This window comes from Rhizobium sp. NXC24 (assembly GCF_002944315.1).
GTDB lineage: Bacteria > Pseudomonadota > Alphaproteobacteria > Rhizobiales > Rhizobiaceae > Rhizobium.
Genome location: NZ_CP024314.1, coordinates 2,286,809 through 2,311,772 on the forward strand (window position 1 = coordinate 2,286,809; position 24,964 = coordinate 2,311,772).

Sequence of the window (24,964 nt, forward strand, 5' to 3'; positions counted from 1 at the left end):
ATGCATAACAGTCGTTATGCATATGGTCAACTGGCAAACTGAATGATTATCGCTTTGCCTGCGGACGGCCGGGAAGTTATGCAGGGATCAGCAACAGAAACATTCGAGCAAGCCATGCTTCAGAAAAAGACGAACGCAAAGCCGCAGGACGGCGATCCGATAAAGCGGATTGTCGATGCCGTATGTGAAGTCATCGCCGACGAAGGCGTCGCGAATGTGAGCATGCGCAAGGTCGCGGACAAAGCCGGCGCGACGATCGGTTTGATCACCCATCACTTCCCCAATCGCGCAGCGATGGTACAGGCGGCCGTCGAGCATGCCTGGGATATGGCCAAGAAGGAAATTCGCTGGCCGACGACATTGGATCGCAACGAGATCACGGCTTCGCTCGAAGCCTTCCTTCCCCTCGACCCCTCGCGGCGTCGGCAGTTGTCTGTCTGGTTGGCTTTCTGGGCGCTCACACAAACTTCGCCGGAACTTCAGACCATTCACCGCAACATCCATACCTTCATGAGAGACAAGCATGTGAAGTGGATACGGCTACTTGGCCACTCGCTCAAAGACGCCCGCAGGATCGCCGACGCTTTGCTGGTACAGTGCGACGGCATTCTCGTTTATGCACTGCTGGATGAGAAATACTGGACGCCGGAACACCAACGCCTGATCGTTGCCGAGGCGGTCGATAAAGTGTTGAGCAGAACGGGATCATCCTAGTAACAAAAAACTCAAAGACGACCCAACCTCCTTGCGCCCGCGTCAGCAAGGCTGCGGGCTCAGGTTCGGATTTTGAAGCCAGAACGCCGTGTCACGGTTGTCTATGCGTAGACGTAGAGGGCAATGAAGAGCAGGTGGCCGTGATGAATGGCACCATGGCGGTCTCAACCGGCACTGGTCATGAACACGGGCAGACCTTGCCGGGCAGAAGACGGCTAATCCGAACAACAGGAGATCGTTCCGTCCGCCACTGGGGGCGGACGGAACGCGGTCAAGCGGCCTGGCTAGCGTGTTTCCTCGCCTGCGCGGTGCGAGGGTCGCAAAGAGGTTCACGGACGCCGACACGCAGGACGGCGGGATCGTAGCTCCTTCTCGCGAAAACCTCGTGGACCAACGACGCAAAGAACTCCAGAGGCAGCGTCTCGAAATCAGGATCGAAACTCGACTGGTCCCATTTTTCGCAAAAGTCCGCGCAATCGCCGAAATATTGATTGTCACGGTAAGAGTCTCGCTTGTTCGGGTTGGCCCCTACATGCTCCCCATAGTACAGGAGCTGGAAGTCCCCGTGCTTCTCGACGACCCAAGCGCACTGCTCCCTCACGAAGGGCCTGAGGATCGCCGCGGCATATTCGTCATGATTGTACGGTGCGAAAATGTCGCCGATATCATGTAGCAATGCGGACACGACCCAATCGATGTCGGCCCCATCCTTCCACGCTCGGGTTGCCGCCTGCAGCGAATGGCCCAAGCGGGTGATCTTGTACCCCGACAAAGACTTGTCGAGATCGGTCATTGCGGAGAGCAGCCGATCGGCGGTCCCGGCTGCGTACTCGACTTCGTGTTCGGTGAGAAAGGCGTAATCTTCGGCGTCGCCGTCCTTCATTTGGGTGAACTTGACTGTTTCCATTTGCAATCTCCTTGGCTGGATACCGCGTCAGCGGGCCAGCTCTATGTAAATCTCATCTTCCTCGACGTGGACGGGGAACGTCCGGGCACGCAGTTTCTCGTCGACTAGACATGTGCCCGACTTGATGTCGAACTCCCATCCGTGCCACGCGCAGCGGATGATCTGGCCGGCTCGGTCGTAGACGAACTCCATCCGGTCGGTCGACTTGGCCGTCCCGCAAACCGGACCCTCGCACAGCTGACCCGCGCGGTGCGGACAGACGTTCAGCATCGCGGCGTAGCCGTCTTCGATTTCGAAGATTCCGATGCTCAATTGTCCAACCTTGACGATCTTGGGACTTGACGGGCCGACATCCTCGATCCTGCAGGCGAATGCTCTGTTGGTCGCGCCGGACATCATGCGGCCCTCCCGAGGGAGTCCGGAGCTTTGATGCGCTTGTAGACTTCGAGCGCGTTCAGGCCGAGTATCTTCTCGCGCCAGGCGGGAGGAATGTGCAGGTTGGTCGGCGCGTCGAAATCCCAATGCGGGTAATCGGATGCGAAGAGTAGCGTGTTCTGGCCGTCCATCTGCTCCAGCGTGTCCCATAGCTGCTTCACATTGGCGGGCTGCTCGAGCGGCTGCGTGCTGAATCGGATGTTCCGGCGACAGTATTCCGACGGGAGCATCTTAAGCCATGGCGTCTCCTTCCTGAGCGCCTTGAAATTGGCATCGAGCCTCCACATCAGCGAGGGCACCCAACAGACGCCGCATTCGATGACGATGAAGTATAGATCGGGATATTTCTCGAAGACGCCATTGGAGATCATGCTCGCGACGTGAGTCATCGCCGGCTGGCTGAGCAGTGCGTGGGTCTCCCAGTAAAAGGAGGTCGGGCCGCTCGCGATGGCGTTGTGATTGACGCCGCCCTGTCCTCCGAGGTGAATGGCGAAGGGCAGGCCCATCTCGACGCAGGCCTCGAAGATTGGGTGGTAGAACGGATCGCCGTACGGACGTTGCGACCCATGGCTCGCAAGCACCTGCACGATATCGGGGTGATGGCCCACACGGCGGATTTCCGTGGCTGCACCGTGCGGATCGGTCGGCGATATGACGATCGACCCCTTGAACCTGGAGTCCTTAGGAAGCCACCAGTCGATCATGTAATCGTTGTAGGCTTTCACAAGGGCGTTCGCGTAGTGGGCGTTGGCGAGGGTCGACGCCTCTAGCGGCTCGTCGGATGTCAGGATGGCGACATCAATCCCGTAATGGTCGAGGTGTTTTTCCTTCATGACCAAGTAGTTGTCTTCTTCGGACTCCGGCTTGATGTCATGCCGCGAGAAGCCCTCGGGGTGCAGCCATGGCCGATGTCCGTGCGGGAAGCTTCCCGTCGGCCCCGGCTTCTCACCGCGGACCAGGAAATCTTGCCAATACGGTTCGAGATACGGCAAAAGCACTTCGGCCGTGGACCAATAATTGTGAACGTCTGTGTCTACTATGAACATCCAGTGCACCTCCAGAGGATCGCTTCAGCAACCCATTGAGGATGCATGGTTCCCTCAGCCGCGGCTACGCGCCTTGGGGGGCGACTTTAATCGAAAAAGTCGATGACGGATTGCCTATCCGCCGATGTCCGGCACAAAGTGGCAAGGCTGACGAACACTTGAGGATGACATGCAGATCGAACTGCTCGACACGTTTCTGGATTTGATTGAAACGCGCAGCTTCAACAAGACTGCCGATAGGCTCGGCATTACCCAGTCGACGGTGTCGAGCCGGATACGAGCCCTCGAGGGACTGCTCGAGAAGCAGCTGTTCATCCGAAACAAAAGCGGCACCGAACCGACCGCGGCTGGTATCCGCTTCGAAGCGCACGCCAAGGCCGTCAAGCTGCGTTGGCTTGACGCTCGACGGGAAATCCAGGCGGTGGGTAAGTTCGATCGCCTGATCCGCATCGGTATTCACGCCGAGATTTTCGAGGATCTCCTAACCAAATGGCTGGACTGGGCGCAGACTGCGATGCCGAAGTTAGCCATATATATCGAGATCGATTATTCCAACCAAATGATCCTGGACCTTACGACGGGAAGCCTGGACCTGGCGGTGCTTTACTCTCCTCAGCATTTTCCAGACATGCATTATGAGCAAGTGGCGGAGGAACGATTCCTCATGGTGAGTACGCGCCGAGTCTCTCTCGCCGACGTCAAAGCTTCCGACTACATTAGAGCGAACTATTCTCCGGTGTTCGACCAAGCACATCGGCAGATGCTGCCTGAACTCGACTCAAGTCGCGTTTCCATAGGCCACGGCAGCGCCCTCACAACGCTGCTGAGAAGTCGCGGCGGCACTGCGTTCGTGACCGCTTCAGTGGCCTCGAAACTGCAGAAAGAGGGCGTCGTTGAACTCGTATCGGACGCGCCCATAATCTCCCATCCCATCTATTCTGCTGTCCACGTGCGGAATTGTCATTCGCACACTCACCTCAAGTTGCTGAAGGCATTGAAGATCCTCGCGGCAGGCTCCCCGGCCGGCGACGGCCAACTCGCTGCAACGAAGTAAACGCTCTAAATGCGGAGGGTTCCCGCGATCACGCTTCGATCGAAACCGCGCCGATCGGCCGACTGCAACAGGCCAGGGCGTACCCCTCGGCCTTCTCCTGTTCCGTAATGCCCCCGAGGTCGTCCATCCTCACTTTACCTTCCGTCACGCGGACGCGGCAGCTACCGCAGACGCCCTGCCGACAAGAGCTATTAATCCAGACCCCCGCGTTCATCGCCGTCTCCAGCAGTGTTTCACCCGCCGCGCAGTCGAGGGTGGCACCTGTTAGGGTAAAATTGACCTGCCCGCCCTGCTTGTCGTTTTCGGGAATCGCGATCCTTTCACCGAAGCTTTCCTGGTTGATGGCTACGACATCAAGCTCGGAAAAGATGGAGCGCGCCGCCCGCATGAAGCCTTCAGGACCGCACATGAAGACTTCCCGCCCGCGGAGGTCGGGAACGAGTGAGCGGAGGAGCGCGGCGCTAATTTCTCCTGTTGAGCCGGAAAAGGAGTCATCGTTCAGATCGTCGCCGACGACGAGGTGCATGCTGACGTTCTTGAACCGTCGGGAGATGAAATCGAGCTGATCCCGGAAGATGACGTCGTGCGGAGTTCGCGCAAAGTGGACAAACGCGATGTCCATCGGATCAGCCGTGTCGTTGAGGAACTGTAGCATGGACATGACTGGAGTGATCCCGGAGCCGCCCGACAGAAAGAGTGGCCTTTCAAACGGGCGGTCGACGATATTGAAATCACCCGCGATATCCATGATATCCAACCTCATTCCGGGACAGGCGTGATCGTTCAGCCAATTCGAGACCAGGCCGCCCGGCACTCTCTTCACCGTGATCGAGACATTGTGTGGCCGCGTCGGGGCAGAGGAGACGGAGTAAGCTCGGTAATGGGCTTTCCCCTCGATCTCGAACCTGCACAAAGCATACTGGCCGGGTTTGAAGTCGAAGGCGCGGTTCAAAGCGTCTTCGAAGACGAAGGTTTTTGCATCATGGGTTTCGGTGATCACTGCTTTGCATATCAGGTTCGCCGGACCGCCCTGGTATCGAGGCTGCTTATTGGCGGTGAAAACATCATACCGGAATGGCGATTTCGTGAGCATCAGACATTCTCCCTGTCGATGTCTCCATCTATATCAAACCCTCTCCAGCCCGGTTATTCCGCGGGAGGGCTGTGTAGATCGCGAAATCCGATCACACCAATATGCCGAGTCAATCTCGTGCGTCGTTTCCTGGAATATCAAGGCCGTTGCATTGCCTTCCGGGCCGATTGCTGGCGTGCGGCAAACGCAGCCCTACGAGTAGATGGTAGGGGTCCTATTGGCGATTATCACCGGCGAGATGAGAGTTCTAATGTTGCCCTGGCGGGAGAGCTGGTCATTCGCCGGACGGCGCAAAACTTCAGCACTCAAGTTCGCTTAGGGCCGGCCGAAAGAGGAGGTCCTATCCTCTTGATGGGAATCGAAGTGAGGACGACGTCATTCCGACCGCGACTCTCACTCTGCGGTCCAGCCTCCGTCGACCATTAGCGCAGTCCCGGTTACCATTGAAGACGCATCGGACGCCAGATAAAGAACAGCGGCCATAACGTCCTCGACCTTGCCAATTCTCCCGAGCTTGATCTTCTCGTTGATCCACTTGATCCGCTCCGGGTTTGCGAACGTCTCCTCGGTGAGCGGCGTTCGAATGAACGTTGGGCACACTGTATTGACGCGTATGCCGTGCTGACCCCATTCGATCGCCATCGATTTGGTAAAACCCTCAACCGCGTGCTTCGTTGCGCTATAGACCGCCCGGTCAACACCGCCCACATGCGCCATCTGGGAAGAAATCGTGATCAAGGATCCGGGCTTGCCGCACGTGATGAGACCTTTGGCGACGGCCTGCGCGAGGAAGTAAGCCCCTCTGACATTGATCGAGAACACGGTATCGAAATCTCGCGCCGTTGTTTCCAATGCAGGCCCATGAATAGCAAAACCCGCGCTATTGACGAGAACATCGAACGGCCCCCTGGCGGAGACAGTCTCCAATAGGGTTCCAACATCCGTAATGTCGAGCGGAACTGCGTCCGCAGCAAATCCCGCCGCGCTGATCGAATCTGCGGCTTCCTGGAGCTTCGGCGACTGGCGGGCCGCCAGGGAAACGGCCGCGCCAGCTTCGGCAAGCGCAACCGCTGCCGCAAATCCGATACCGGACGAGGCTCCGACAACCAGAGCCCGTTTGCCATCAAGGCGGAACGAGGGGGTTCGGGGAAGCATCATGCTCATAAGGTCACCATCTCGAGTTCAAGTGTTTACTCCGCTGCAGCTCCGTAAGGGACGTTGCGGCCACCATAGCGTCGAACACGAACATTCGCCTGCTCCGCATGGCCGACGAAACCCTCAAGTATGCACAGCCGCGAGCAATAGGCGCCAATGTCAGCGGCGGCCTGATCAGTGACCACCTTCTGATACGAGTGCGTCTTAAGGAACTTCCCAACCCACAGCCCGCCTGTGTAGCGCCCAGCTTTCTTCGTCGGCAGAGTATGGTTCGTGCCGATCACTTTGTCGCCATTCGCGACATTTGTCCTCGGACCAAGGAACAACGCGCCGTAGGAGTGCATGTTCTGAAGGAACCAGTCGTCGCGATCCGTCATGACTTGCACGTGCTCGGAGGCTATGTCGTTGGCGACATCCAGCATCTCCTCGTATGTATCGCAAACGATGATTTCGCCATAATCGCGCCAGGATGCCGAGGCGGTCTCGGTGGTCGGCAGGATTTTCAGGATACGATCGATCTCCGACAGAGTTCCCCGCGCGAGCTTCTCCGAGTTGGTGACCAAAACCGCAGGCGAATTGTAGCCGTGCTCTGCCTGCCCGAGAAGATCGGTGGCGCAGATCTCGGCATCGACAGTCTCGTCGGCAATCACCATTGTCTCCGTCGGCCCGGCGAAAAGGTCGATGCCGACCCGACCGTACAACTGCCGTTTCGCCTCGGCGACGAACGCATTCCCAGGCCCAACCAGCATGTCGACGGGCTTGATCGTCTGTGTTCCGAGCGCCATCGCCCCGATTGCCTGCATGCCGCCGAGAACATAGATCTCGTGCGCACCGCCCTTGTGCATCGCTGCGATGATGGCTGGATGAGGTTCACCTTTCTGGGCTGGCGCAGCAGCAACGATACGAGGCACACCGGCAACCGAGGCAGTTAGCACGGACATATGCGCCGAGGCGACCATCGGGAACTTGCCGCCCGGGACATAGCAGCCGACCGATTGGACGGGGATGTTGCGGTGGCCGAGGATGACGCCGGGGTACGTTTCCACCTCAACGTCCTTCATCGAATCCCGCTGAACCTGCGCGAACTTGCGGATCTGAGCCTGGGCGAACTCGATATCGGCCATGTCCCGTGTGGAGACCTTGTTGATGGCCGCCTCTATTTCAGACGTCGAAAGAAGGAAGGAAGGCGGCGAATACTTGTCGAACTTTTCGGAAAGCTCGCGCACAGCGGCATCGCCCCGCGCCTCGATATCCTTCAGGGTAGCTTCGACAACTGCCCGAACCTTCGCATCGTCCTCGGCGCGATCGGCGGCAGGCTTGCCTGTCTTCAGGTGGCGAATGGTCATGGGTGAACCTCCTAGAAAATTGGTTGGCTGGCGCGACCGCGCTCGAACTGTTGCAGATGGGAATCCAAGCTCCTTGCTACGGAATTCCATGTGAGATCCGGATCTGGTCCGGATCGAAATGTCAGGCGTCCAAGTCGAGGCGGACGACAGTTCCTTCCTTCAGCGATTTCCGCGCAGCGTCGGCGAGCAGCACCGCCTTGCGGCCGCTCTGGAAGTCGGACTCGATCTTCCGCTCGTTTGACACCGCGTCGATGAAGTAATCGAGTTCCGTCGCGTAGGTCGGCAGATAGCGTTCCATGAATCCCGGTAACAGCGTATCGCGTGCATTCGTGGCGGCGGCGCCGAACCGCTCGATCCCCGTCTTGAGCAGATTGGCAGAGGTCACCATGCCCTTTGATCCGAAGACCTCGACGCGCTGGTCATAGCCATAGGTTGCCCGACGACTGCAATCGATGCGGCAAAAAGCGCCGTTGGCAAACCGGATCAGAACCTGCGCAGTGTCGGTATCACCCGCCTCCCCGATTGCCGGATCGACCAGATTGCTCCCCATGGCGCATATCTCGAGTGAACCCTTCGGCTCGGCGAGCCACAGGGCCATGTCGAAGTCGTGGATCATCTGATCGTGGAACTGGCCGCCGGAAACCTTGATGTAGGATGCGGGTGGCGGAGATGGATCGCGGCTGACGATCGTGATGACCTCGACCTGGCCGACCTCTCCTCCGGCAACGGCCTTCCTCACGGCCATGTGCGTAGCGTCGAAGCGCCGTTGGAATCCGATCATAATCGGGACGTTGAGGCCGCTGATCTGCTGCGCGCAGTAATCGACCCGGGCGATATCGAGATCAATCGGCTTTTCGCAGAGGACAGCTTTGCCGGCTTTTGCAGCGTCGACTATCAGGTCTACGTGAGTGTTGGTCGCGGATGCGATGATGACCGCGTCGACGGCCGGATCGTTCAAAGCCACGCGGGGATTATCGGTGGCCTGCGCACCGTAACGAGCCGCAAGCGCTTGGGCGCGACTCAAGTCGACATCAACCACATACTCGAGCACGGCATTCTCGTTGGCCGCGACATTCGCGATGTGCTGCGCGCCCATGCGGCCGGCACCGAAAACACAGAACTTCATCGTCTCATTCCTTCGTTTAAAAAGACCAATTCATAGAGCGGCAAGGCGTTGGGGAACGCCTGGAACCTTGACCTGGACCGCGAAAAGCCCGCCGGCGAGGGGTGCTGCCTCCAGTTCATCGTCGGTGTGCATAACGCGTAATGTTGTCGCGTAGAGGGTTCGTCCGTCCTTGCCACCAAGCGTCACGCAGGTCGGCCCCTTGGTCGGCAGTTTCACCGTCTCCTGGACCTGACCGTCCTGACCGATCCGCGCAAGGCAGCCGCCCCACACCCGGGCGCTCCAATACGACCCTTCGGAATCGACCACAGCTCCATCCGGCCGGCCATCCGCGACGTCGAGATTGGCCAGGGGAGCAAGCTCCCTCAAGTTCGTCCAACCCGAACTTCTGATCTCGAAGCGGCGAATGGTTCCCTCGGCCGTGTCGGCGAAATACATGACGTCCCCCGAGGGCGAGAACGCGATCCCGTTGCTGATCGTGATCCCTTCGAGCAGTTTCGTGATCTCGCCTGTCGGAGCGCAGCGATAAAGAGCAGCGGCTGGCTTGCGGTCCCGCTCGTCGAACGTTCCGAACACGACGCCGCCGAAAGGATCGACAGCCGCGTCATTGACGCGGGTCTGCGGAAGCCCCTCCTCGATGACGGAGACTGTCTCGAAGTTCCTGAATCCCGCATCGCCGATCACCACACGGGTTGCGAGCCCGAGCACAAAGCCCGAATGCTTCCGAGGCAGAATGAATCCTGCCCGCTCCGGAAGCGGAAAAACCGTCACTGCGCCATCAGCGCCGAGCTTGTAGATTCTACTCTCGGCGATATCCGTCCAGTAGACACTTCGGTCGCGAGGGTCCCAAACGCAACCCTCGCCAAGCGTGTTCTTGCAATCGACGACGCAGGACGCTTCCATCTTCAGCCCCTGTCCGACGACGACATCCCGATCGAAGCGAGGTAGTCGTGGCTTTCCCTGGCATTGCTGAGCGGCGACGCATTGCCGGTGGGATCGACGTCTTGCTCGACAACGGCCATCCCACGGTAGCCGATAGCATCGAGCGCATCGCGAACTTCGACGAAGTCGACGACGCCCTTGCCCAATGGGCAGAAGATGCCGCGGGCGATCGCATCGAAGAATCCGGTCTTGTCGGCGACGCACGCCGCGTGAACGTCCCTGTCGATGTTCTTGAGGTGCATGTGGCCGATACGGCTGCCATACCGCCGGATCAGGGCGATCGGGTCGATCCCGGCATAGGCGGAATGCCCGGTGTCGACGCAAAGGCCAACCAAGTCCTCCGGAAGGTCCGACATGGCGCGGTCGAGTTCATCTTCATATTCGATGTAGCAGCCCGCGTGGGCATGGAGGTAGGATTTAACTCCGTACTCGTTCTTCGCGATCTTCGCGAGCTCGACGATACGGCCGATCATGGCCTTCCAATCCTCTGACGAAAGACGCGGAGCGTCGCTGGGGCGGCCAGCGTATTTGCCGCGCTCGTCGGACACGCAGTCGATGATGACGAGCCGGGGGGCGTCGAGATCCTTGAGGATCGAGCATGTGCGTCTCGTCTTGTCGACAATGCCATCGAACGCGCGGGCATCCGTGAGCGGATCGAAGAGACCGCCCGCCGAGAGCCGAAGATTTCTCTTCGAAAGCTCGTTCTTAAGCTGGGAGGGATCTGTCGGGAAAAATCCGACTGGCCCGAGATCGATGGCGGAGAAACCTGCCGACGCCGCTTCGTCGAGCACTTTCGTCCATGCCGGATTCTCCGGACGGTCAGCGAAATCGATGCCCCATGAGCATGGGGCATTGGCGAGCTGGTATGCGGCGGTCATCAGGCAATCTCCTCAGTCTTCACCCATCGGCCTTCGTCGGCCGAAACAAGAACCGCTTCGACCACGCGGTCGACGGTGTATCCAAACTCGAAATTCGCGATCCAGCTCTGGCCGGAGATGACGGACTCGATCAGCCGACGCGCTTCGATGATCTTCAGATCATTGTAACCGAGTGGATTTCCCTGAAGTCCGAAGAAGGCCGCATAGTCCGGATGCTGCGGAGCCACGAGAACGCGCTTGTAGCCTCGCTCTGCCGGATCGTCGGTCTGACGGTAGAAGTTCAGCTCATTCATGCGCTCCTGGTCGAAGAACAGCGCGCCTTTGGTGCCCTGGATTTCGTATGAGAGGTAAAGCTTGCGACCCGTCCCGATGCGGCTCGCTTCCAGATAGCCGGAAGCGCCATTCTTGAAGCGGCAGATGAAGTGCGCAAGATCGTCGTTTTCGACGGTGCGCTCTGCGCCTTTTGCGTCGCGGCGCTTGGCATGAAGGATCTGGCGCGCGCCACTTACTTCCGTCACCTCACCGACAAGATAATGCGCGAGGCTCAGGACATGGCTTGCCATATCGCCGAGAGCGCCCGCCTTGCCTGCGGCAGTCGCGTCCGTCCGCCAGGTAAACGGGAAACTCTCATCGACCATGTAGTCGTTGTCGAATGTGCCTCGGAAATGGAAGATCTCGCCCAGATCCCCGTTTTCGATAAGCTGCCGGGCGTAGGCCTGGATCGGGCTGCAAAGATAGTTGAACCCGACAAGCGTGACGACGCCGGCCTTCTTGGCGGCTTCGTGCATGGCACGCGCCTCGGCCGCCGTATTCGCCATCGGCTTTTCGCAGTACATGTGCTTGCCAGCCGCGATTGCCGCGAGAGCGATCTCAGGATGAGCATCGTTCGGCGTCGTGATGTCGATGACATCGATCTCGGGATCGTTGACGATGCTTGTCCAGTCGCTTGTATATCGCTCGACGCCAAACCGCTCGGCAAATCCCTTCGCGGCAGGTTCGTTGACATCCGCCACAGCCACGATCTTCAGGGTGGCAGGCTCCGTCCCGAATATCCGGGTCGCATTCTCAAAGGCAGCCGCATGGGCACGTCCCATCCAGCCTGCGCCGATGAGACCTATTTTGATAACGGTCACTTTGCTTCTCCGTAGTAGTACTAGATTGTTCCGCCGAGCTCGTCCGAGAGGCTCTGTAATTCCTTGCCGCCCGCCATCAGATTCTGCAGCTCGTCGATGGCGATCTCGTCCTTCTTGAAAACGCCGACGGTCTTGCCGCGGTTGAGAACAGTGAAGCGGTTCCCGACCGCGTAGGCATGACGGACGTTGTGGGTGATGAAGATCACTCCCAGCCCCTTCGACCGGACGGCATCGATGTATTTCAAGACCATCGACGTCTGCGCAACGCCGAGTGCGGACGTGGGTTCATCGAGGATGAGAACCTTCGCACCGAAGTACACGGCGCGGGCGATGGCGACGCACTGACGTTCGCCACCCGACAGGGTACCGACCGCCTGGTTCGGGTCGCGGACATCGATCCCGATCTTCATCATCTCGTCGTGGGTGACCGTATCCGCGAACTTGCGGTCGAACCAAGAAATCGGCCCCAGTCGCTTCAGTGGCTCGCGTCCCATGAAGAAGTTCCGGCTCACCGACATCAGCGGGATCATTGCGAGGTCCTGGTAGACCGTGGCGATTCCGGCATCCAGCGCGTCGCGCGGACTGCCGAATTCAACCGGCTCGCCGTCCACCAAGAACTCGCCGGAGGTGGGTTTGTGAACACCCGACAACGTCTTGATCAGCGTAGATTTGCCTGCGCCGTTGTCGCCCAAAAGGCAGAGCACCTCTCCAGCCCGTACGCTTAATGAAACGCCATTCAGCGCGATCACCGCTCCAAAGTGTTTGACCAAATCTCTGATCTCGATGAAGGGCGTCGTTGTGTCTGAGTTTTGACGATGTAACATAGATTTTCTCCTCAACGCTCGCCAGTTACGCGTTTGCGGATGATGTTGTTGAAGAGAACGGCAAGCAGAAGCATGCCGCCGAGGAAGACCTGATACCAGTCCTGGTCAATCTGCGTGTAGGTGAGGCCGATGAGGACCATACCGAAGATGATGGAGCCGAAGAACGCCCCGATCGCTGAGCCATAACCGCCCGTCAGAAGGCAGCCACCGATGACAGCGGCGATGATCGCTTCGAATTCCTTCTGGAAACCGCGACGCGCGTCTGTTGATCCAGCATCGAGAACCGTCAAAATGGCAACCAAAGCCGCCGCGCAGGCGGTCATGATGAACAGGATGGTCTTGACGCGAGCCACCGGAACGCCGGAATTGCGAGCCGCATTGGCGTCGCCGCCGGCAGCGAAGATCCAGTTGCCGAATCCCGTGCGGATGAGCAGATAGGTGGCCGCCAGCGCGATGACCAGGAACCAGATGAGCTCAACTGGAACACCGGGGACCGTCGGAGAGCCATTGGGAAACTTGGAAATGACGTCCTTGTCCGCGAGGTACTGGAAGAACCCCTTAAAGGCGTCTCCGGAGAAAATCGGCGCCAAGGGACTGCCGGCGACGGCGTCCTTGATCCCGCGCATTTGAGTTGCGCCGCCCGTCGCCCACTTCAGACCCACCAGGGAAAGGCCGCGCAGTACAAACAGAAAGGCGAGTGTCACGATGAAGGATGGCAGTCCGGTTCGCATGACGATCTGGGCGTTGGTGATCCCCAGAAGGGCGGCCACGGCAAGAGTCATGAGGATTGCAAGGCTGAGCGGCAGCCCCCATGCGACAACCGCGGTCCCGAAAATCATACCGCTGAATGCGATCATCGAGCCGATCGACAGGTCGAACTCGCCGCCGATCATGAGAAGAGCGGCAGCAACGGCCAGAATACCGAGCTGTGAGGCAGGCGCCATGAAATTCATCACGCCCGCCAGGGTGAACATCTGAGGGCTTGCGGTCGTGAGGAAAAACACGAAGACAAAGATCAGGCCCGCGAGCGCCCCAAGTTCAGGCCGCCGGATAAGCGATGCCATCAATGAAATGCGGATCAATCGTTCGTCTTTCGCACCATGAGGTGCCTTGGTTATGTCAACCATTTTTCGTCTCCCGATCAGGCATGGACGGCTCCAACACCATCCATGCCTTCTCTCATGCTATCGGATTGATTTCTTGGCGAGTTCGAGCACCTGTGGCGCTTCCTTGGCAGTGATGAACTTCGGTCCGCTTTCGATCAGATCGTTCGTCGGCATCAGCCCGTAGCGGATGTAGTTCGTCAGAAGGACCGTGCTGAGGTAGCCGTGGAAGAACGGCTGGTGTTCGACCGCGAACGACGCCTTGCCATCGATGATGGCCTGCAGGAAGCCCGGTGAAAGGTCAAAAGAAACGACCTTTACCTTGGTGTTGCCCGTTGTCTGAACCGCATCAACTGCGGGTTCGCCGGCCTGGCCGGCGCTAAGCGCGACGATGGTATCGATCTGCGGATCGCTGGCCAGCGCTGCCGTGACCTTCGACTTTACTTCCTGGAAGTCATTGGTTGTCGGCAACACAGTGACCGGTCCTCCGAAACCGTCGGCCACACCGCGGCAACGGTCGTCGAGGGCCGTGTTGCCGACTTCGTGGTTGATGCAGATCGCCTTCTTCTGGCCAAGCTCCTTGAGCTTCTCGCCGACACGCTTGCCGGCCGGATATTCGTCCTGACCAATGTGGATCAAAGTGCCGAAGCTTTTTGCGACAGTTGCACCCGAGTTGACCGAGACCACCGGAATGCCCGACGCAACGGCGGTTTTGATGGCATCCTTCAGTGCATCGGCATCCGGGATGGTCACGATGATCCCATCGGGCTTCTGGTTGACCGCCGAGGTTATCAGCTCGGACATGCGGACCATGTCGAACGTCTCCGGAGCCACGTAGTCAAACTTCACGCCCATCTGCTTGGCGGCCATGTCGCCACCGTTCTTGACGATGTTCCAGTACGGATCGTTCGCAAGGCCGTGGCTGATCATGATGATGCGTTCCTCGGCGAAGCTGCTGGTCGCAGCTCCAATCAGTGCCGCGCCAGCAAGAACCGCGATCTTCATAAAGTTTTTCATGCCATTCTCCTCCCACGATGGAGATGGTGCATCCCGTGCACCATCAGTTACCCGCACCTATTTGCGGACATTCACTCTCGCTCCGCTCGCCTCCGCGTTGAGAGCCGATTTCAGAAGGTTTGCGTCGCTGTTTGGAACGACGAAGTCGAAGCCCTCGCTGCTGCGGCGCGCTGCGACGGCGCTCGACGGGCAAAAGATCCCAGCATGCTTGCCGTGTTTTCTTGCAACCGAAAGGCAGCGCAGGATTGCTTCCCGCACGGTTTCGTCCGTCGGATCGCCGAGCGTGCCTTTTCCCAAGGCGAGCCCCAGGTCGTTCGGGCCGACGAAAATCCCATCGAGCCCATCAACCGCACAGATCTCGTCGAGTGCATTCAAGCCTTCCAGCGTTTCGATCATGCCCAAGCGAACGATCGATCTGTCAGCATGCTGGAAATAGTCGGCGCCGCCGTAGAGAAGCCCGCGAGCTGGACCGAAACTGCGGTTCCCAAGAGGCGGATATCGCGTCGCCGCAACAAAGGCCTCCGCTTCCCTAGCGCTGTTGATCATCGGGCAGATGATCCCAAACGCGCCCGCGTCCAATGCCTTCATGATGACTGGTGGATCGCACGACGGAACACGCACCATCGGCGTTGCCGGGGTTGCCGAAATCGCCTGCAGCATCGAGATCATGGTCCGAACGTCTGTCATGCCGTGCTGAAGGTCGACGAGGACACAATCGTATCCCGACCATCCTGCGATTTCTGCGGTGTAGGCATTTCCGATCGAGAGCCAAGCGGACACGACCGCTTCGCCACGTTCCCAGACATCGCGGATGTTGTTATTTCGCATCGACGGAAACCTTCAGAACGGATCGATTGACCACCAGTTGCGGATCGAGGTTTCCGTCGATGCCTGCAAGCGCATTGCGCGCAGTCATCACGCCCATTGCGATCAGGGATTCCTCGGTGAGCGCGGCCGAGTGCGGGCTGAGGACGACCCGCTCTTCCGAGACCAGGCGATCGGTCGTGGGGAGCGGCTCCGTCGCGAAGGTGTCCAGGCCCGCCGCCCGCACTTGTCCGTCCGCCAGCGCATCGCCGAGCGCGTCTTCATCGATGATCCCGCCGCGAGCGGTATTGATGATGATGGCGCCGCGCTTCAACTGTCTGAGGGCGTCGGCGTCGATGAGATTGCGCGTCGTATCCGACAGAGGAATATGAAGAGTGACGACGTCTGCTGCGGCCAAGCCATCTTCGAGGCTATCCACGAAGGTGGCACCCTCGACTTCGGAACGCTTGGCATAAGGATCGTAGACGACGATATCCATGCCGAAGCTCGCGGAACGTTTCGCCACTTCGCGTCCGATGCGTCCAAAGCCCACAACGAGGAGCGTACGTCCACGCAACTCTATCCCGATCAGTCTCGACCGTGCGGCAAAATCCCCCCGGCGGACGGCTGCATCGAGCTGGACGCCGGACTTGGCCGCGGCCAGCATGAGAAACATAGTCTGTTCGGCTACGGAGATGGCGTTTACGTCGCCGACGACGGTGACCGGAATTCCGCGCGAGGTGCAGTAGTCGATCGGGATGTTGTCGTAGCCGACGCCATGCCTCGATACGATTTTCAGGTTCGGTGCCGCAGCAAGGACATCCGCCGGTAGCGGGGCATCGCGGACAGTGATGGCGTCGGCATCGCCGACGTGCTTCAGGAGATTGTCCCTGGAAAAATCGGCAACGACTTCATACGAGACGTCGGTTCGCTGGTCGAACAGGCGCAGAGCTTCTGGCCGAAGCGGCTGCACAACAAGTATCTTCTTCAATTCAGTCCTCCCTCACCAACGCCTGCCCAAGGGCGGCACCGAGGAACCGGACGGAGCGAGCTTCTCGCGAAGACACGCAGTCCGATCCTTCAGCCAACCTGAGAAACTCAATTCCGGCCGATGCCGCTCAAGCGGCGCGTATCCGATGACACGACCAGCCTCCTCCAGGTCCCAGCGCATTCCGTCGTTGCGAGAGACGATGTTGATCGCGTGGAAACCTTCGTACCGGGAGGTAACCGACTTCTCGACAGCCTGCGCCCAGTCCTGATTTCCGAGCCACATCTGCTGGCCCCATGTGCCGAATGCCATCTGTGGGCCGGGCTTGTTCTCGCCCGGCTGGCAATAGCCGATCCGAAGCGACAGAAACGCCATGCCCGTCTCGTCACTGACCATGCGGCCATAGCGTTCAACGAAGAGCTTCGAAGCGCCGTATGGATTGACGGGCCGCGGCGGCAGCGCCGAATTCAGCCGATCCTTCCCGAAGCGATATCCACCGAGTACCCAGTTGGAACTGGCAAAGACAAACCGCTTGACAGCCGCATGTCGCGCTGCGCGCAAGACATTGAGCGCAAGATCGATGTTGAGAGGCGACACGGTGTCCCAATCCCCGGCGGCGCGCGGGTCGGCGGCTAGATGCAGAACTGTGTCGACGCCCTTGAAGTGTTCAACCCAGGCTTCGTCGTAGACCTCGAGGTTTGCTGTGATGACCTCGGGATCAGCACCACCGTTTCGGCCGATGCGCGTCAACGACACACCCTCCACCGATTGGAGCGCCATCGTCGCCTTGTGCCCGAGGTTTCCCGTCGATCCCGTCATGAGAACGCGGGTCGTGGTCGGCGCTGACATCCGTCAGACTCCCTTGCGCTGGTGCTTGCGTTGAGCTTCCTGTGCGTCACGCGCCGTGGCGATCGAGTGACGGTTTGTCACCTCCGGCATCCCGACATCCCACCAGGAGCCGCCGTCCATCCACTCGTACGGATGCGTGCGAAGCGCGATGACGTAAGTACGATCGCTCTGGCGCGCGCGACCGATCGCCGCCTCGAGCTCTTCGATCGTCGTGACGTTTTCGGATTCCGCGCCCATCGAACGGGCGTGCATGGCGAAGTCGATACGCGGGACCTCGCCGGCATGTTTCGACGAAGCGAGAAGATTGTTGAATTCCGCCCCGCCTTTTCCAGTCTGCAGGCGATTGATGACGGCGAATCCGCCGTTATCGCAGACGATGCAAATAATCTTGTTGCCCGTGAGAACCGATGAATAGATGTCGGAGTTCAACATCATGTAGGAGCCGTCACCCAGCATGGCGATGATCTCCCGCTCAGGGTTTGCGATCTTCTGGCCATAGGCTCCGGCGATCTCGTAACCCATGCAGGAAAACCCGTATTCGGATTCGAACGTCCCAACCCCGATGGACTTCCAAGTGCAATAAAGCTCGCCTGGAAGACCGCCGGCCGCGGATACGATCACATCATCCGGCTTCGCATTCCGCTGAACCGCGCCGATGACCTGCGGATAATTCGGGACATCCTGGTTCGTCCGGCCCGTGCGCTGTTCAACAATGGCGTCCCAGGCTTCCTTTTCCCGGACGGCCTCGTCGGCCCAAGCGGCCGGAGCAAGCCAGTCACCGAGTTTCGCTGTGATGGCTTCCAGCGACAACTTCGCATCTCCGACGACGGGTTGCGCCATGTGCTTGTTGGCATCGAAGCGGTTTGCATTCAGCGACAGGAACTTGACATCCGGATCTCGGAACACGCTCCAGGAACCGGTGATCATGTCCGCCAGCCTCGTGCCGATCGCGATTACCAGATCAGCCTTCTGGCCGATATTGTTTCCAGCGTTTCCGCCCATGACACCAATCGACGCGATGTTGAGCCGATGGTTATGAAGAAGTGCGGATCTGCCCATGATCGTCTCTGCGACCGGGATGCCGAAGCGATCGCTGAAATCTGCGAGCTCGTCAGTGGCGCCAGAATAATGAACGCCACCTCCAGCAATGATCAACGGCCGTTTTGCTTCCTTGATCAGGCGGACAGCAGCGTCGATTTGATGATCAGCGGCCGGATAACGTGGGATCTTGTGCACACGCTCGGCGAAAAAGGATTCCGGATAGTCGAAGGCCTCTCCTTGCACATCCTGGGCAAGCGAGATGGTGGCGGGACCACAAGCGGCCGGATCGAGCATCAGAGCAACTGCCTGCGGCAGGGAATTGAGGATCTGCTCCGGGCGAGTGATGCGATCGAAGAATGACGAGACCGCCTTGAAGGCGTCGTTGGTCGTCAGCGACATATCGTGGAAATGCTCGACCTGCTGGAGAACCGGATCCGGAAGGCGCGAGGCGAAGTTGTCACCGCACAGAAAGAGGACCGGAAGGCGATCGGACATCGCGACGCCAGCGGCCGTCACCATGTTCGAGGAGCCAGGACCAACCGACGCCGAGCATACATGGATCTGCTTGCGGCGACGGGCGCGGGCATAGGCCACTGCCGCGAGCGCCATCGACTGCTCGTTCTGGCCGCGATAGGTCGGAAGTTCGTTCTGCACCTCCTCGAGAGCGGAACCGAGGCAGGTCACATTCCCATGCCCGAAGATCGCATGGACGCCGGCGAAGAGCGGGAGGACATCGCCCTCATCTTCGATCCTCTGCGCGATTAGAAAACGAACAATCGCCTGCGCGAGCGTCAACCGAACGGTACTCATGAATTTCCTCCTTCAGGCGCCTCTAATCAGATCGCGTGACGTTAGCGACCGCTGGCCGCTATTCACTGCTGCGACTGATCACCTCCTCATCTGTCTTCGCGTCCATCGACGGAGGTCTTCGGAAGCGATGGCGATACATATTTCACATTCAAAACACGCTGTCAACATATCGCGCAACTGCGCGATTATCGCACATTGACATGATATCAAGGACGTGAGATTAGATGCTCATGGACAATGACATTCAAAAGCGCGACTTCGCGCAGACCCTCGCGAGAGGCCTGAACTGCTTGGAAAAGCTGGCCGAAACGGATGCTCCGGCAACATGCACTGAGGTCGCCCGCGCGATGGATGTCAGCCGCGCCGCGGCCCGAAGGATATTGCTTACATTAGAGAGCCTGGGATACGTGAAGGAGGAGCGCGGTCTATACGCTTCCACACCAAAGGTCCTATCGCTTGGACGGGGCGTACTTCATCGGACGAATGTCTGGACGGCGGCGTCCTCGATCATCATGCGTCTTGCCGATGAGTTGAACGAACCTTGTTCTATCTCGGTGCTGGAAGGGCTCGACATCCTGTTCGTCAGCCGCGACGCCACGCGCCGGATCTATACGTCTCGACTGGGTGTCGGCGATCGCCTTCCCGCCCACTGTTCGGCCAGTGGCAAGATGCTGCTTGCTTCATTACCTTTCAACGAATTGGACCAAAGGCTCGACGGTGTCACTCTGCGTAAACAGGGGCCTGCCTCCATTACGGATGTCGATATCCTGAAATTGAAACTGGGCGAGGCTCGGCAGGCCGATTTCGCAACTGCAGTCGATGAGATGGAGAACGGCACCATCTCGATAGCCGTTCCACTTCGCGAGAGGGGCGGTCGCGTCGTAGCTGCGATGAGCGTTGCGTCTCACCGAGACCGGATGGCACCTGGGGAGTTGGAAGAAAGAATTCTGCCGCCGCTCCGACGTTCCGCACGGGAGGTTCAAGACATATTGCGAGATTACCAAGATCGAAACTGGGCGGTACTTTAGAAGGCGCCCGGCGGCGGCAACGAAACTAGACTTGAAGTCAGCTAGGTGCAACCGTCATCAAAGTCGAGCCCCTCTCCGGTGGCAAGAGAAACCGTGCATCCAGTCGAGATCCGGACCATCGGCGAAAAAAGGTCGAAGAAGAGTTCGGCTTCGCCGAAATGCAAGTTCTTTCCTTCGAGAACCTCTTTACACCGACCGTCGCACGAACTGCTGGCACCAAGCATCACGGACATCGAAGCCACCTTTCGGCAGGAATTTGAAGGGATGACAGTCGATGCTGTGATATTGGAAGATTTGCTGGAGGCGAGGAAGCGGCTGCTCGCCGACATTCGCGACAAGCTGGCCTCTACGATCTTAATAGCTATTGTCTCTATTCGGCTTCCTCGCCGATTTCCATATAGCGTGCCAATGCCAGGGCCGCATTCAGCATGTGCTCGCGCATGATCAAAGCTGCTTCCGTCGCATCACCGCGCATCATGGCTCGCAGGATCGCCTCATGCTCATGAAATGACGCTTCCAATCGCTTCGGCTGACGTAGCTGAGTTCTGCGAAATGGCAGGAGCCTTGCACGCAGCCGCATCAATTCATCAAACAGAAACTCATTATGTGCGCCGCGATACAGCGTTTCGTGGAAAGATAAATTGAGTTTGTCATATTGTTCAAAGTCGTCCGCTTTTGCCGCAAGGTCGGAACGCTCGTGAATCTCAGCCAGAACCGCGCGTTCCATGCCAGTTATGCGATGAGTTGCCAGACGGACGCACATGCATTCCATCTCTGCAGTCACTTCGAACATCTCCATAAGCCGCGGCAAGGTCAGCGGCAGGACCGTTGCACCGCGTCGGGGGCGGATCTCAACCAAGCCGATCGCCTCCAGCTGACGTAGAGCCTCCCTTACCGGCGTACGAGAAGCGCCAAAGCGGCTACTCAGCGTTGCCTCGTCCAGACTCGTACCAGGCCTTATGGCGCCGGAGGAAATCTCATCCATCAGCACTAATTTAATGCGCTGACCGATCGATCCGGCTTCGTCAATTTCAGTCATTTCAAACCTTACTTCCGATTTGGCGGTTCGGTTTTACACCATCCAATTCGAAAGATAGCAATCAATATAAAGCATCAAGCCGCATCCGCCCTGTTCTGCCGGTTGGCGATCAGATCATCGACAACAGCGGGATCGGCCAGCGTTGAGGTATCGCCGAGTGCGCCGAAATCGTCTTCGGCGATCTTGCGCAGGATGCGGCGCATGATCTTGCCGGAGCGGGTTTTCGGCAGGCCCGGGGCGAACTGGATCTTGTCGGGCGAGGCGATCGGGCCGATTTGGGCGCGAACATGTTTGACGAGCTCCTGGCGCAACGTATCCGAACCCTCCTGACCCGCCATCAGCGTCACGTAGCAATAGATGCCCTGCCCCTTGATCGCATGTGGATAGCCGACAACGGCGGCTTCCGAGACATGCTGGTGCGAGACGAGGGCCGATTCGACTTCGGCCGTGCCGAGCCGGTGGCCGGAGACGTTCAGCACGTCGTCGACGCGGCCTGTGATCCAATAATAGCCGTCCTCGTCACGCCGGCAGCCGTCGCCGGTAAAATATTTGCCCTTGTAGGTGGAGAAATAGGTCTGGATGAAGCGTTCGTGGTCGCCGTAGACCGTGCGCATCTGGCCGGGCCAGCTATCGGCGATGACGAGATTGCCGTCGGCCGCCCCTTCCAGCAGATTGCCCTCATTGTCCACCAATTGCGGCTGGACGCCGAAGAACGGGGTCGTCGCCGAACCCGGCTTCAGGTCGGTCGCACCCGGCAATGGCGTGATCATGTGGCCGCCGGTCTCCGTCTGCCACCAGGTATCGACGATCGGGCAGCGGCCATCGCCGACGACGTTATAGTACCATTCCCAGACTTCCGGATTGATCGGCTCGCCGACCGTGCCGAGCAGGCGCAGGCTGGAGCGCGACGAGCGCTTGACGAACTGATCGCCGGCACCCATCAGCGAGCGGATCGCCGTCGGCGCCGTATAGAAGATATTGACCTTGTGCTTGTCGATGACCTCCCAGAAGCGGCCCTGATCCGGGAAATTCGGCACGCCTTCGAACATCAGCGAGGTCGCGCCGTTCGCCAGCGGCCCGTAGACGATATAGGAATGGCCGGTCACCCAGCCGACATCGGCCGTGCACCAGTAGATGTCGCCGGGATGATAATCGAAGACATATTCATGCGTCATCGCCGCATAGACAAGATAGCCGCCCGTCGTGTGCAGCACGCCCTTCGGCTTGCCGGTCGAACCCGACGTATAGAGGATGAACAGCGGGTCTTCCGCCTTCATCTTCGCCGGCGGGCAGTCCGGTTTCACCTTGGCGACCTCCTCGTGATACCAGAGATCGCGACCCGGCGCCCAACCGGTCTTGCCGCCGGTGCGGCGCACGACCAGCACCTTTTCCACGGTGACATAGTGCCGGCCGGCAATGTGGATCGCCGTATCGGTATTGTCCTTGAGCGGCACCGGCTTGCCACCGCGCAGGCCCTCGTCGCAGGTAATGACGAAGGTCGACTGGCAATCGATGATGCGGCCGGCCAGCGCCTCCGGGGAGAAACCACCGAAGACGACGGAGTGCACGGCGCCAATACGGGCGCAGGCAAGCATCGCATAGGCGGCCTCGGGGATCATCGGCACGTAGATGGTGACGCGATCGCCCTTCTTGACGCCCTGCTTCTTCAGGACATTCGCCAGCCGGCAGACATGCTCGTAGAGCTCGTTATAGGTGATCTTCTTGTCGATATAGGGATTGTCGCCCTCCCAGATGAAGGCCACGTCATCGCCGTGCTTCTTCAGGTGGCGGTCGATGCAATTGTAAGAGACGTTGGTCAGTCCGTCTTCGAACCATTTGATTGAGACCTTGCCCGTGAAAGACGTGTTCTTGACCTTGGTGTAGGGCTTGAACCAGTCGATGCGTTCGCCGTGCTTGCCCCAGAACCTGTCGGGATCCTCGACGCTTTGCTTGTACCATTTCTGATATTTCGCCGCGTCGATCAAAGCGCGCGCTTGAACCGGCTTCGTCACCGGATGAATCTTTTCCGACATCATTTCCTCCTCCCGTGGGCTCGCTGGGGGATCCCGCAGCGGCCTTATCAAGCCTCTAAAATATTCGACATAGGCACCCTCTCAGCATCTTTGTCGCCCAAGTCGTGGATGAGGTTCATGGTGCGGCTTCATCGAGCGATTGCGTCCCAAAGTCATGGTTTAGGTCACCAAACGCACCCATGTCGCCTCGATCTCCCTCAAATCCCTTTCATTGAGCCGCATGCCGGCCGGCATGTTCACGCCACTTCAGCCTCCCACAATCGCCCGTACGGCAAGATAAAGGATCGAAGGTGCGACGAGGCAGCCCAGCCCCGTATGAAACGTCGCAGTCAATGCGCCATAGGGAACGAGACGACGATCGGTCGCCGCCAAGCCGCCCGACACGCCGCTGACGGTTCCCATCAGGCCACCGAACACCATGGCGCTACGGGGATTGTCGAGACCGATCGCCCTGGCGACAATCGGGGTTCCGACCATGACAAGGACCGCCTTGAAAACACCGGTCGCGATGGACAGCGCGATCACCGCTGAGCTTGCGCCCAGAGCGGCACCCGTCACAGGTCCCACAATGTAAGTAACGGCACCGGCACCGATCGTCGTTATGGATACGGCATCCGTGTAACCGAAAGCGACGGCGAGCAACGACCCGATGATGAACGGGAGCAGCGTGCCGAGGCCAAGGGCCAGTGCACCGACGGCACCAGCCTTACGCGCCTGCGCAACGTCCACTTCAAAGGCTGTGGCGACGATGGCGAAATCGCGCAGCATGGCTCCGCCCATCAGGCCGATGCCGCTGAGGATGGGAATATCCACAACCCCTTTTTCGCCTCCGGTCCACAGACCAGCGGCAAAGGCTGCCGCGAGCCCCAGAACGATTGCAATGGCTGAGCCGTGGACGCGGCCAAACAGGATATGTTTAGAAATGGCGTTCGACAGCCACATGACCAATCCAACGATCGCAAACGCGGTGAGCAGACTGTTGGCGGTCAAGCCGTGTTTCAAGATCTCCATGAAAGCCTCCCTCAGGCCGCGTTGCCGGAGGTGGCAAGCTCACCCCTGGCCCTCGCTTCGATTTCATCCATCGTTTCGCCTCTCTCGCCGAGACGGCTCATCAGCGCGACGGTCGCGAAGCAAACGAAAACCGTCACGATCCCGGCAATCAGCACCAGCGGACCGCTACGCGCAGCCACCAACACGTTCTGTTGAGCCGCCATGGCAACGACGATCGGAATATAGAGAGCGCCCCAGAACTCGACGCCGAGTTTGAGCGGCAGCGTCAACAGACCCCGCCTGCTCAGCCATAACCGCGTGGCGATGAGCAGGATCATGGCTATGCCGACGCCGCCGACATTCGCCTTTACGCCAAGCACCATCCCCAGGAGGTCACCGAGGATACTCCCCAAGAGGGTACAAAGGGCAAGCATTGCGACACCGGAGATCACCATGGATGATCCTCCCCATATGCGTGCCCGAAGAAATACAAGATCGACATTTGTTCTCCTCCCATGAATACAAAGATGCCGTATATCGAAATTAAAATACACATTATTGCGTTCCTGGCAATTGTATATATAGTGAACGCACGAAAACGCTCTCTTGCGC

General features: G+C 59.0%; 25 protein-coding genes. 3 read left to right on the plus strand and 22 right to left on the minus strand.

Going from position 1 to position 24,964, the window contains the following annotated elements; translation table 11 throughout:
- The first annotated feature begins 114 nt into the window (after positions 1-114).
- A complete protein-coding gene (locus NXC24_RS34535) occupies positions 115-714 on the plus strand; it encodes a TetR family transcriptional regulator C-terminal domain-containing protein (RefSeq protein ID WP_158704615.1) in 600 nt (199 codons plus the stop codon).
- 271 nt (positions 715-985) lie between these two features.
- Here NXC24_RS34535 and NXC24_RS34540 read toward each other — a convergent pair whose 3' ends face one another.
- From NXC24_RS34540 to NXC24_RS34550, 3 genes are read right to left on the minus strand one after another with little or no spacing between them, the layout of a single operon-like run.
- Positions 986-1,621 (minus strand): HD domain-containing protein, encoded by a 636-nt coding sequence (locus NXC24_RS34540; protein WP_104827727.1) that lies wholly within the window; start codon positions 1,619-1,621, stop codon positions 986-988.
- A gap of 27 nt (positions 1,622-1,648) precedes the next feature.
- Positions 1,649-2,020, minus strand: a complete 372-nt coding sequence (locus NXC24_RS34545) for a Rieske (2Fe-2S) protein (RefSeq protein ID WP_104827728.1) — start codon at positions 2,018-2,020, stop codon at positions 1,649-1,651.
- Positions 2,017-3,102, minus strand: a complete 1,086-nt coding sequence (locus tag NXC24_RS34550; protein ID WP_104827729.1) for an amidohydrolase family protein — start codon at positions 3,100-3,102, stop codon at positions 2,017-2,019. Before NXC24_RS34550 ends, NXC24_RS34545 begins: the two co-directional genes overlap by 4 nt.
- Before the next feature lie 169 nt (positions 3,103-3,271).
- Here NXC24_RS34550 and NXC24_RS34555 point away from each other — a divergent pair, with 169 nt between their 5' ends.
- Entirely contained in the window at positions 3,272-4,156 is an 885-nt protein-coding gene (locus NXC24_RS34555; RefSeq protein WP_104827730.1) for a LysR family transcriptional regulator, read from the plus strand.
- 28 nt (positions 4,157-4,184) lie between these two features.
- Here the strand turns inward: NXC24_RS34555 and NXC24_RS34560 are convergent, their stop codons facing one another.
- The 14 genes from NXC24_RS34560 to iolD form a co-directional block, all read right to left on the minus strand.
- On the minus strand, positions 4,185-5,249 hold the full coding sequence (locus tag NXC24_RS34560) for a hybrid-cluster NAD(P)-dependent oxidoreductase (protein ID WP_104827731.1): 1,065 nt from the start codon (positions 5,247-5,249) through the stop codon (positions 4,185-4,187).
- Between the two features lie 393 nt (positions 5,250-5,642).
- Positions 5,643-6,407: an SDR family oxidoreductase gene (locus NXC24_RS34565; protein ID WP_104827997.1), complete on the minus strand. Its 765-nt coding sequence runs from the start codon at positions 6,405-6,407 to the stop codon at positions 5,643-5,645.
- A 32-nt stretch (positions 6,408-6,439) separates the two neighbouring features.
- Positions 6,440-7,750 (minus strand): histidinol dehydrogenase, encoded by a 1,311-nt coding sequence (gene hisD, locus NXC24_RS34570; RefSeq protein WP_104827732.1) that lies wholly within the window; start codon positions 7,748-7,750, stop codon positions 6,440-6,442.
- Positions 7,751-7,871: 121 nt separating this feature from the next.
- The gene (gene iolG / locus NXC24_RS34575) at positions 7,872-8,876 is read right to left on the minus strand and encodes an inositol 2-dehydrogenase (RefSeq protein ID WP_104827733.1); all 1,005 of its coding nucleotides are present in this window, start codon (positions 8,874-8,876) and stop codon (positions 7,872-7,874) included.
- 30 nt (positions 8,877-8,906) lie between these two features.
- On the minus strand, positions 8,907-9,776 hold the full coding sequence (locus NXC24_RS34580; RefSeq protein ID WP_104827734.1) for an SMP-30/gluconolactonase/LRE family protein: 870 nt from the start codon (positions 9,774-9,776) through the stop codon (positions 8,907-8,909).
- Between the two features lie 2 nt (positions 9,777-9,778).
- Positions 9,779-10,693: a TIM barrel protein gene (locus NXC24_RS34585; RefSeq protein ID WP_104827735.1), complete on the minus strand. Its 915-nt coding sequence runs from the start codon at positions 10,691-10,693 to the stop codon at positions 9,779-9,781.
- The gene (locus NXC24_RS34590; RefSeq protein ID WP_104827736.1) at positions 10,693-11,826 is read right to left on the minus strand and encodes a Gfo/Idh/MocA family oxidoreductase; all 1,134 of its coding nucleotides are present in this window, start codon (positions 11,824-11,826) and stop codon (positions 10,693-10,695) included. The genes NXC24_RS34585 and NXC24_RS34590 overlap by 1 nt, the downstream gene beginning before the upstream one ends.
- Before the next feature lie 20 nt (positions 11,827-11,846).
- Positions 11,847-12,650, minus strand: coding sequence for an ATP-binding cassette domain-containing protein (locus NXC24_RS34595; RefSeq protein WP_104827737.1), 804 nt, complete (start codon positions 12,648-12,650; stop codon positions 11,847-11,849).
- Positions 12,651-12,661: 11 nt separating this feature from the next.
- On the minus strand, positions 12,662-13,777 hold the full coding sequence (locus tag NXC24_RS34600) for an ABC transporter permease (protein ID WP_104827738.1): 1,116 nt from the start codon (positions 13,775-13,777) through the stop codon (positions 12,662-12,664).
- 57 nt (positions 13,778-13,834) lie between these two features.
- Positions 13,835-14,770, minus strand: coding sequence for a sugar ABC transporter substrate-binding protein (locus tag NXC24_RS34605; protein ID WP_104827739.1), 936 nt, complete (start codon positions 14,768-14,770; stop codon positions 13,835-13,837).
- A 57-nt stretch (positions 14,771-14,827) separates the two neighbouring features.
- Complete coding sequence (locus tag NXC24_RS34610; protein ID WP_104827740.1) at positions 14,828-15,598, minus strand: aldolase/citrate lyase family protein; 771 nt, start codon at positions 15,596-15,598, stop codon at positions 14,828-14,830.
- Complete coding sequence (locus NXC24_RS34615) at positions 15,588-16,565, minus strand: hydroxyacid dehydrogenase (protein ID WP_104827741.1); 978 nt, start codon at positions 16,563-16,565, stop codon at positions 15,588-15,590. Before NXC24_RS34615 ends, NXC24_RS34610 begins: the two co-directional genes overlap by 11 nt.
- A 12-nt stretch (positions 16,566-16,577) precedes the next feature.
- Positions 16,578-17,411 carry an NAD(P)-dependent oxidoreductase gene (locus tag NXC24_RS34620; protein WP_104827742.1) on the minus strand — a complete coding sequence of 278 codons (834 nt, stop codon included), beginning with the start codon at positions 17,409-17,411 and terminating at the stop codon, positions 16,578-16,580.
- Positions 17,412-17,414: 3 nt separating this feature from the next.
- A complete protein-coding gene (gene iolD / locus NXC24_RS34625; RefSeq protein ID WP_104827743.1) occupies positions 17,415-19,262 on the minus strand; it encodes a 3D-(3,5/4)-trihydroxycyclohexane-1,2-dione acylhydrolase (decyclizing) in 1,848 nt (615 codons plus the stop codon).
- Positions 19,263-19,492: 230 nt separating this feature from the next.
- Between iolD and NXC24_RS34630 the strand changes: the two genes are divergently transcribed.
- Positions 19,493-20,290 (plus strand): IclR family transcriptional regulator C-terminal domain-containing protein, encoded by a 798-nt coding sequence (locus NXC24_RS34630; RefSeq protein ID WP_158704616.1) that lies wholly within the window; start codon positions 19,493-19,495, stop codon positions 20,288-20,290.
- 41 nt (positions 20,291-20,331) lie between these two features.
- Here the strand turns inward: NXC24_RS34630 and NXC24_RS35380 are convergent, their stop codons facing one another.
- The 5 genes from NXC24_RS35380 to madL form a co-directional block, all read right to left on the minus strand.
- On the minus strand, positions 20,332-20,523 hold the full coding sequence (locus NXC24_RS35380) for a hypothetical protein (protein WP_158704617.1): 192 nt from the start codon (positions 20,521-20,523) through the stop codon (positions 20,332-20,334).
- A gap of 137 nt (positions 20,524-20,660) precedes the next feature.
- The gene (locus tag NXC24_RS34635) at positions 20,661-21,329 is read right to left on the minus strand and encodes a GntR family transcriptional regulator (RefSeq protein WP_104827745.1); all 669 of its coding nucleotides are present in this window, start codon (positions 21,327-21,329) and stop codon (positions 20,661-20,663) included.
- Positions 21,330-21,403: 74 nt separating this feature from the next.
- Entirely contained in the window at positions 21,404-23,362 is a 1,959-nt protein-coding gene (acs, locus tag NXC24_RS34640) for an acetate--CoA ligase (protein WP_104827746.1), read from the minus strand.
- A gap of 246 nt (positions 23,363-23,608) precedes the next feature.
- A complete protein-coding gene (gene madM, locus NXC24_RS34645; RefSeq protein ID WP_104827747.1) occupies positions 23,609-24,373 on the minus strand; it encodes a malonate transporter subunit MadM in 765 nt (254 codons plus the stop codon).
- 11 nt (positions 24,374-24,384) lie between these two features.
- Positions 24,385-24,807 carry a malonate transporter subunit MadL gene (gene madL / locus NXC24_RS34650; protein WP_104827748.1) on the minus strand — a complete coding sequence of 141 codons (423 nt, stop codon included), beginning with the start codon at positions 24,805-24,807 and terminating at the stop codon, positions 24,385-24,387.
- Positions 24,808-24,964 lie beyond the last annotated feature (157 nt).

What these genes read in the sequence shown, in the direction of transcription:
- NXC24_RS34535 (WP_158704615.1), top strand. Translation starts at nt 115, where the DNA reads ATGCTTCAGAAAAAGACGAACGCAAAGCCGCAGGACGGCGATCCGATA.
- NXC24_RS34540 (WP_104827727.1), bottom strand. Translation starts at nt 1,621, where the DNA reads ATGGAAACAGTCAAGTTCACCCAAATGAAGGACGGCGACGCCGAAGAT.
- NXC24_RS34545 (WP_104827728.1), bottom strand. Translation starts at nt 2,020, where the DNA reads ATGATGTCCGGCGCGACCAACAGAGCATTCGCCTGCAGGATCGAGGAT.
- NXC24_RS34550 (WP_104827729.1), bottom strand. Translation starts at nt 3,102, where the DNA reads ATGTTCATAGTAGACACAGACGTTCACAATTATTGGTCCACGGCCGAA.
- NXC24_RS34555 (WP_104827730.1), top strand. Translation starts at nt 3,272, where the DNA reads ATGCAGATCGAACTGCTCGACACGTTTCTGGATTTGATTGAAACGCGC.
- NXC24_RS34560 (WP_104827731.1), bottom strand. Translation starts at nt 5,249, where the DNA reads ATGCTCACGAAATCGCCATTCCGGTATGATGTTTTCACCGCCAATAAG.
- NXC24_RS34565 (WP_104827997.1), bottom strand. Translation starts at nt 6,407, where the DNA reads ATGATGCTTCCCCGAACCCCCTCGTTCCGCCTTGATGGCAAACGGGCT.
- hisD (WP_104827732.1), bottom strand. Translation starts at nt 7,750, where the DNA reads ATGACCATTCGCCACCTGAAGACAGGCAAGCCTGCCGCCGATCGCGCC.
- iolG (WP_104827733.1), bottom strand. Translation starts at nt 8,876, where the DNA reads ATGAAGTTCTGTGTTTTCGGTGCCGGCCGCATGGGCGCGCAGCACATC.
- NXC24_RS34580 (WP_104827734.1), bottom strand. Translation starts at nt 9,776, where the DNA reads ATGGAAGCGTCCTGCGTCGTCGATTGCAAGAACACGCTTGGCGAGGGT.
- NXC24_RS34585 (WP_104827735.1), bottom strand. Translation starts at nt 10,693, where the DNA reads ATGACCGCCGCATACCAGCTCGCCAATGCCCCATGCTCATGGGGCATC.
- NXC24_RS34595 (WP_104827737.1), bottom strand. Translation starts at nt 12,650, where the DNA reads ATGTTACATCGTCAAAACTCAGACACAACGACGCCCTTCATCGAGATC.
- NXC24_RS34600 (WP_104827738.1), bottom strand. Translation starts at nt 13,777, where the DNA reads ATGGTTGACATAACCAAGGCACCTCATGGTGCGAAAGACGAACGATTG.
- NXC24_RS34605 (WP_104827739.1), bottom strand. Translation starts at nt 14,770, where the DNA reads ATGAAAAACTTTATGAAGATCGCGGTTCTTGCTGGCGCGGCACTGATT.
- NXC24_RS34610 (WP_104827740.1), bottom strand. Translation starts at nt 15,598, where the DNA reads ATGCGAAATAACAACATCCGCGATGTCTGGGAACGTGGCGAAGCGGTC.
- NXC24_RS34620 (WP_104827742.1), bottom strand. Translation starts at nt 17,411, where the DNA reads ATGTCAGCGCCGACCACGACCCGCGTTCTCATGACGGGATCGACGGGA.
- iolD (WP_104827743.1), bottom strand. Translation starts at nt 19,262, where the DNA reads ATGAGTACCGTTCGGTTGACGCTCGCGCAGGCGATTGTTCGTTTTCTA.
- NXC24_RS34630 (WP_158704616.1), top strand. Translation starts at nt 19,493, where the DNA reads ATGGACAATGACATTCAAAAGCGCGACTTCGCGCAGACCCTCGCGAGA.
- NXC24_RS35380 (WP_158704617.1), bottom strand. Translation starts at nt 20,523, where the DNA reads ATGTCCGTGATGCTTGGTGCCAGCAGTTCGTGCGACGGTCGGTGTAAA.
- NXC24_RS34635 (WP_104827745.1), bottom strand. Translation starts at nt 21,329, where the DNA reads ATGACTGAAATTGACGAAGCCGGATCGATCGGTCAGCGCATTAAATTA.
- acs (WP_104827746.1), bottom strand. Translation starts at nt 23,362, where the DNA reads ATGTCGGAAAAGATTCATCCGGTGACGAAGCCGGTTCAAGCGCGCGCT.
- madM (WP_104827747.1), bottom strand. Translation starts at nt 24,373, where the DNA reads ATGGAGATCTTGAAACACGGCTTGACCGCCAACAGTCTGCTCACCGCG.
- madL (WP_104827748.1), bottom strand. Translation starts at nt 24,807, where the DNA reads ATGGTGATCTCCGGTGTCGCAATGCTTGCCCTTTGTACCCTCTTGGGG.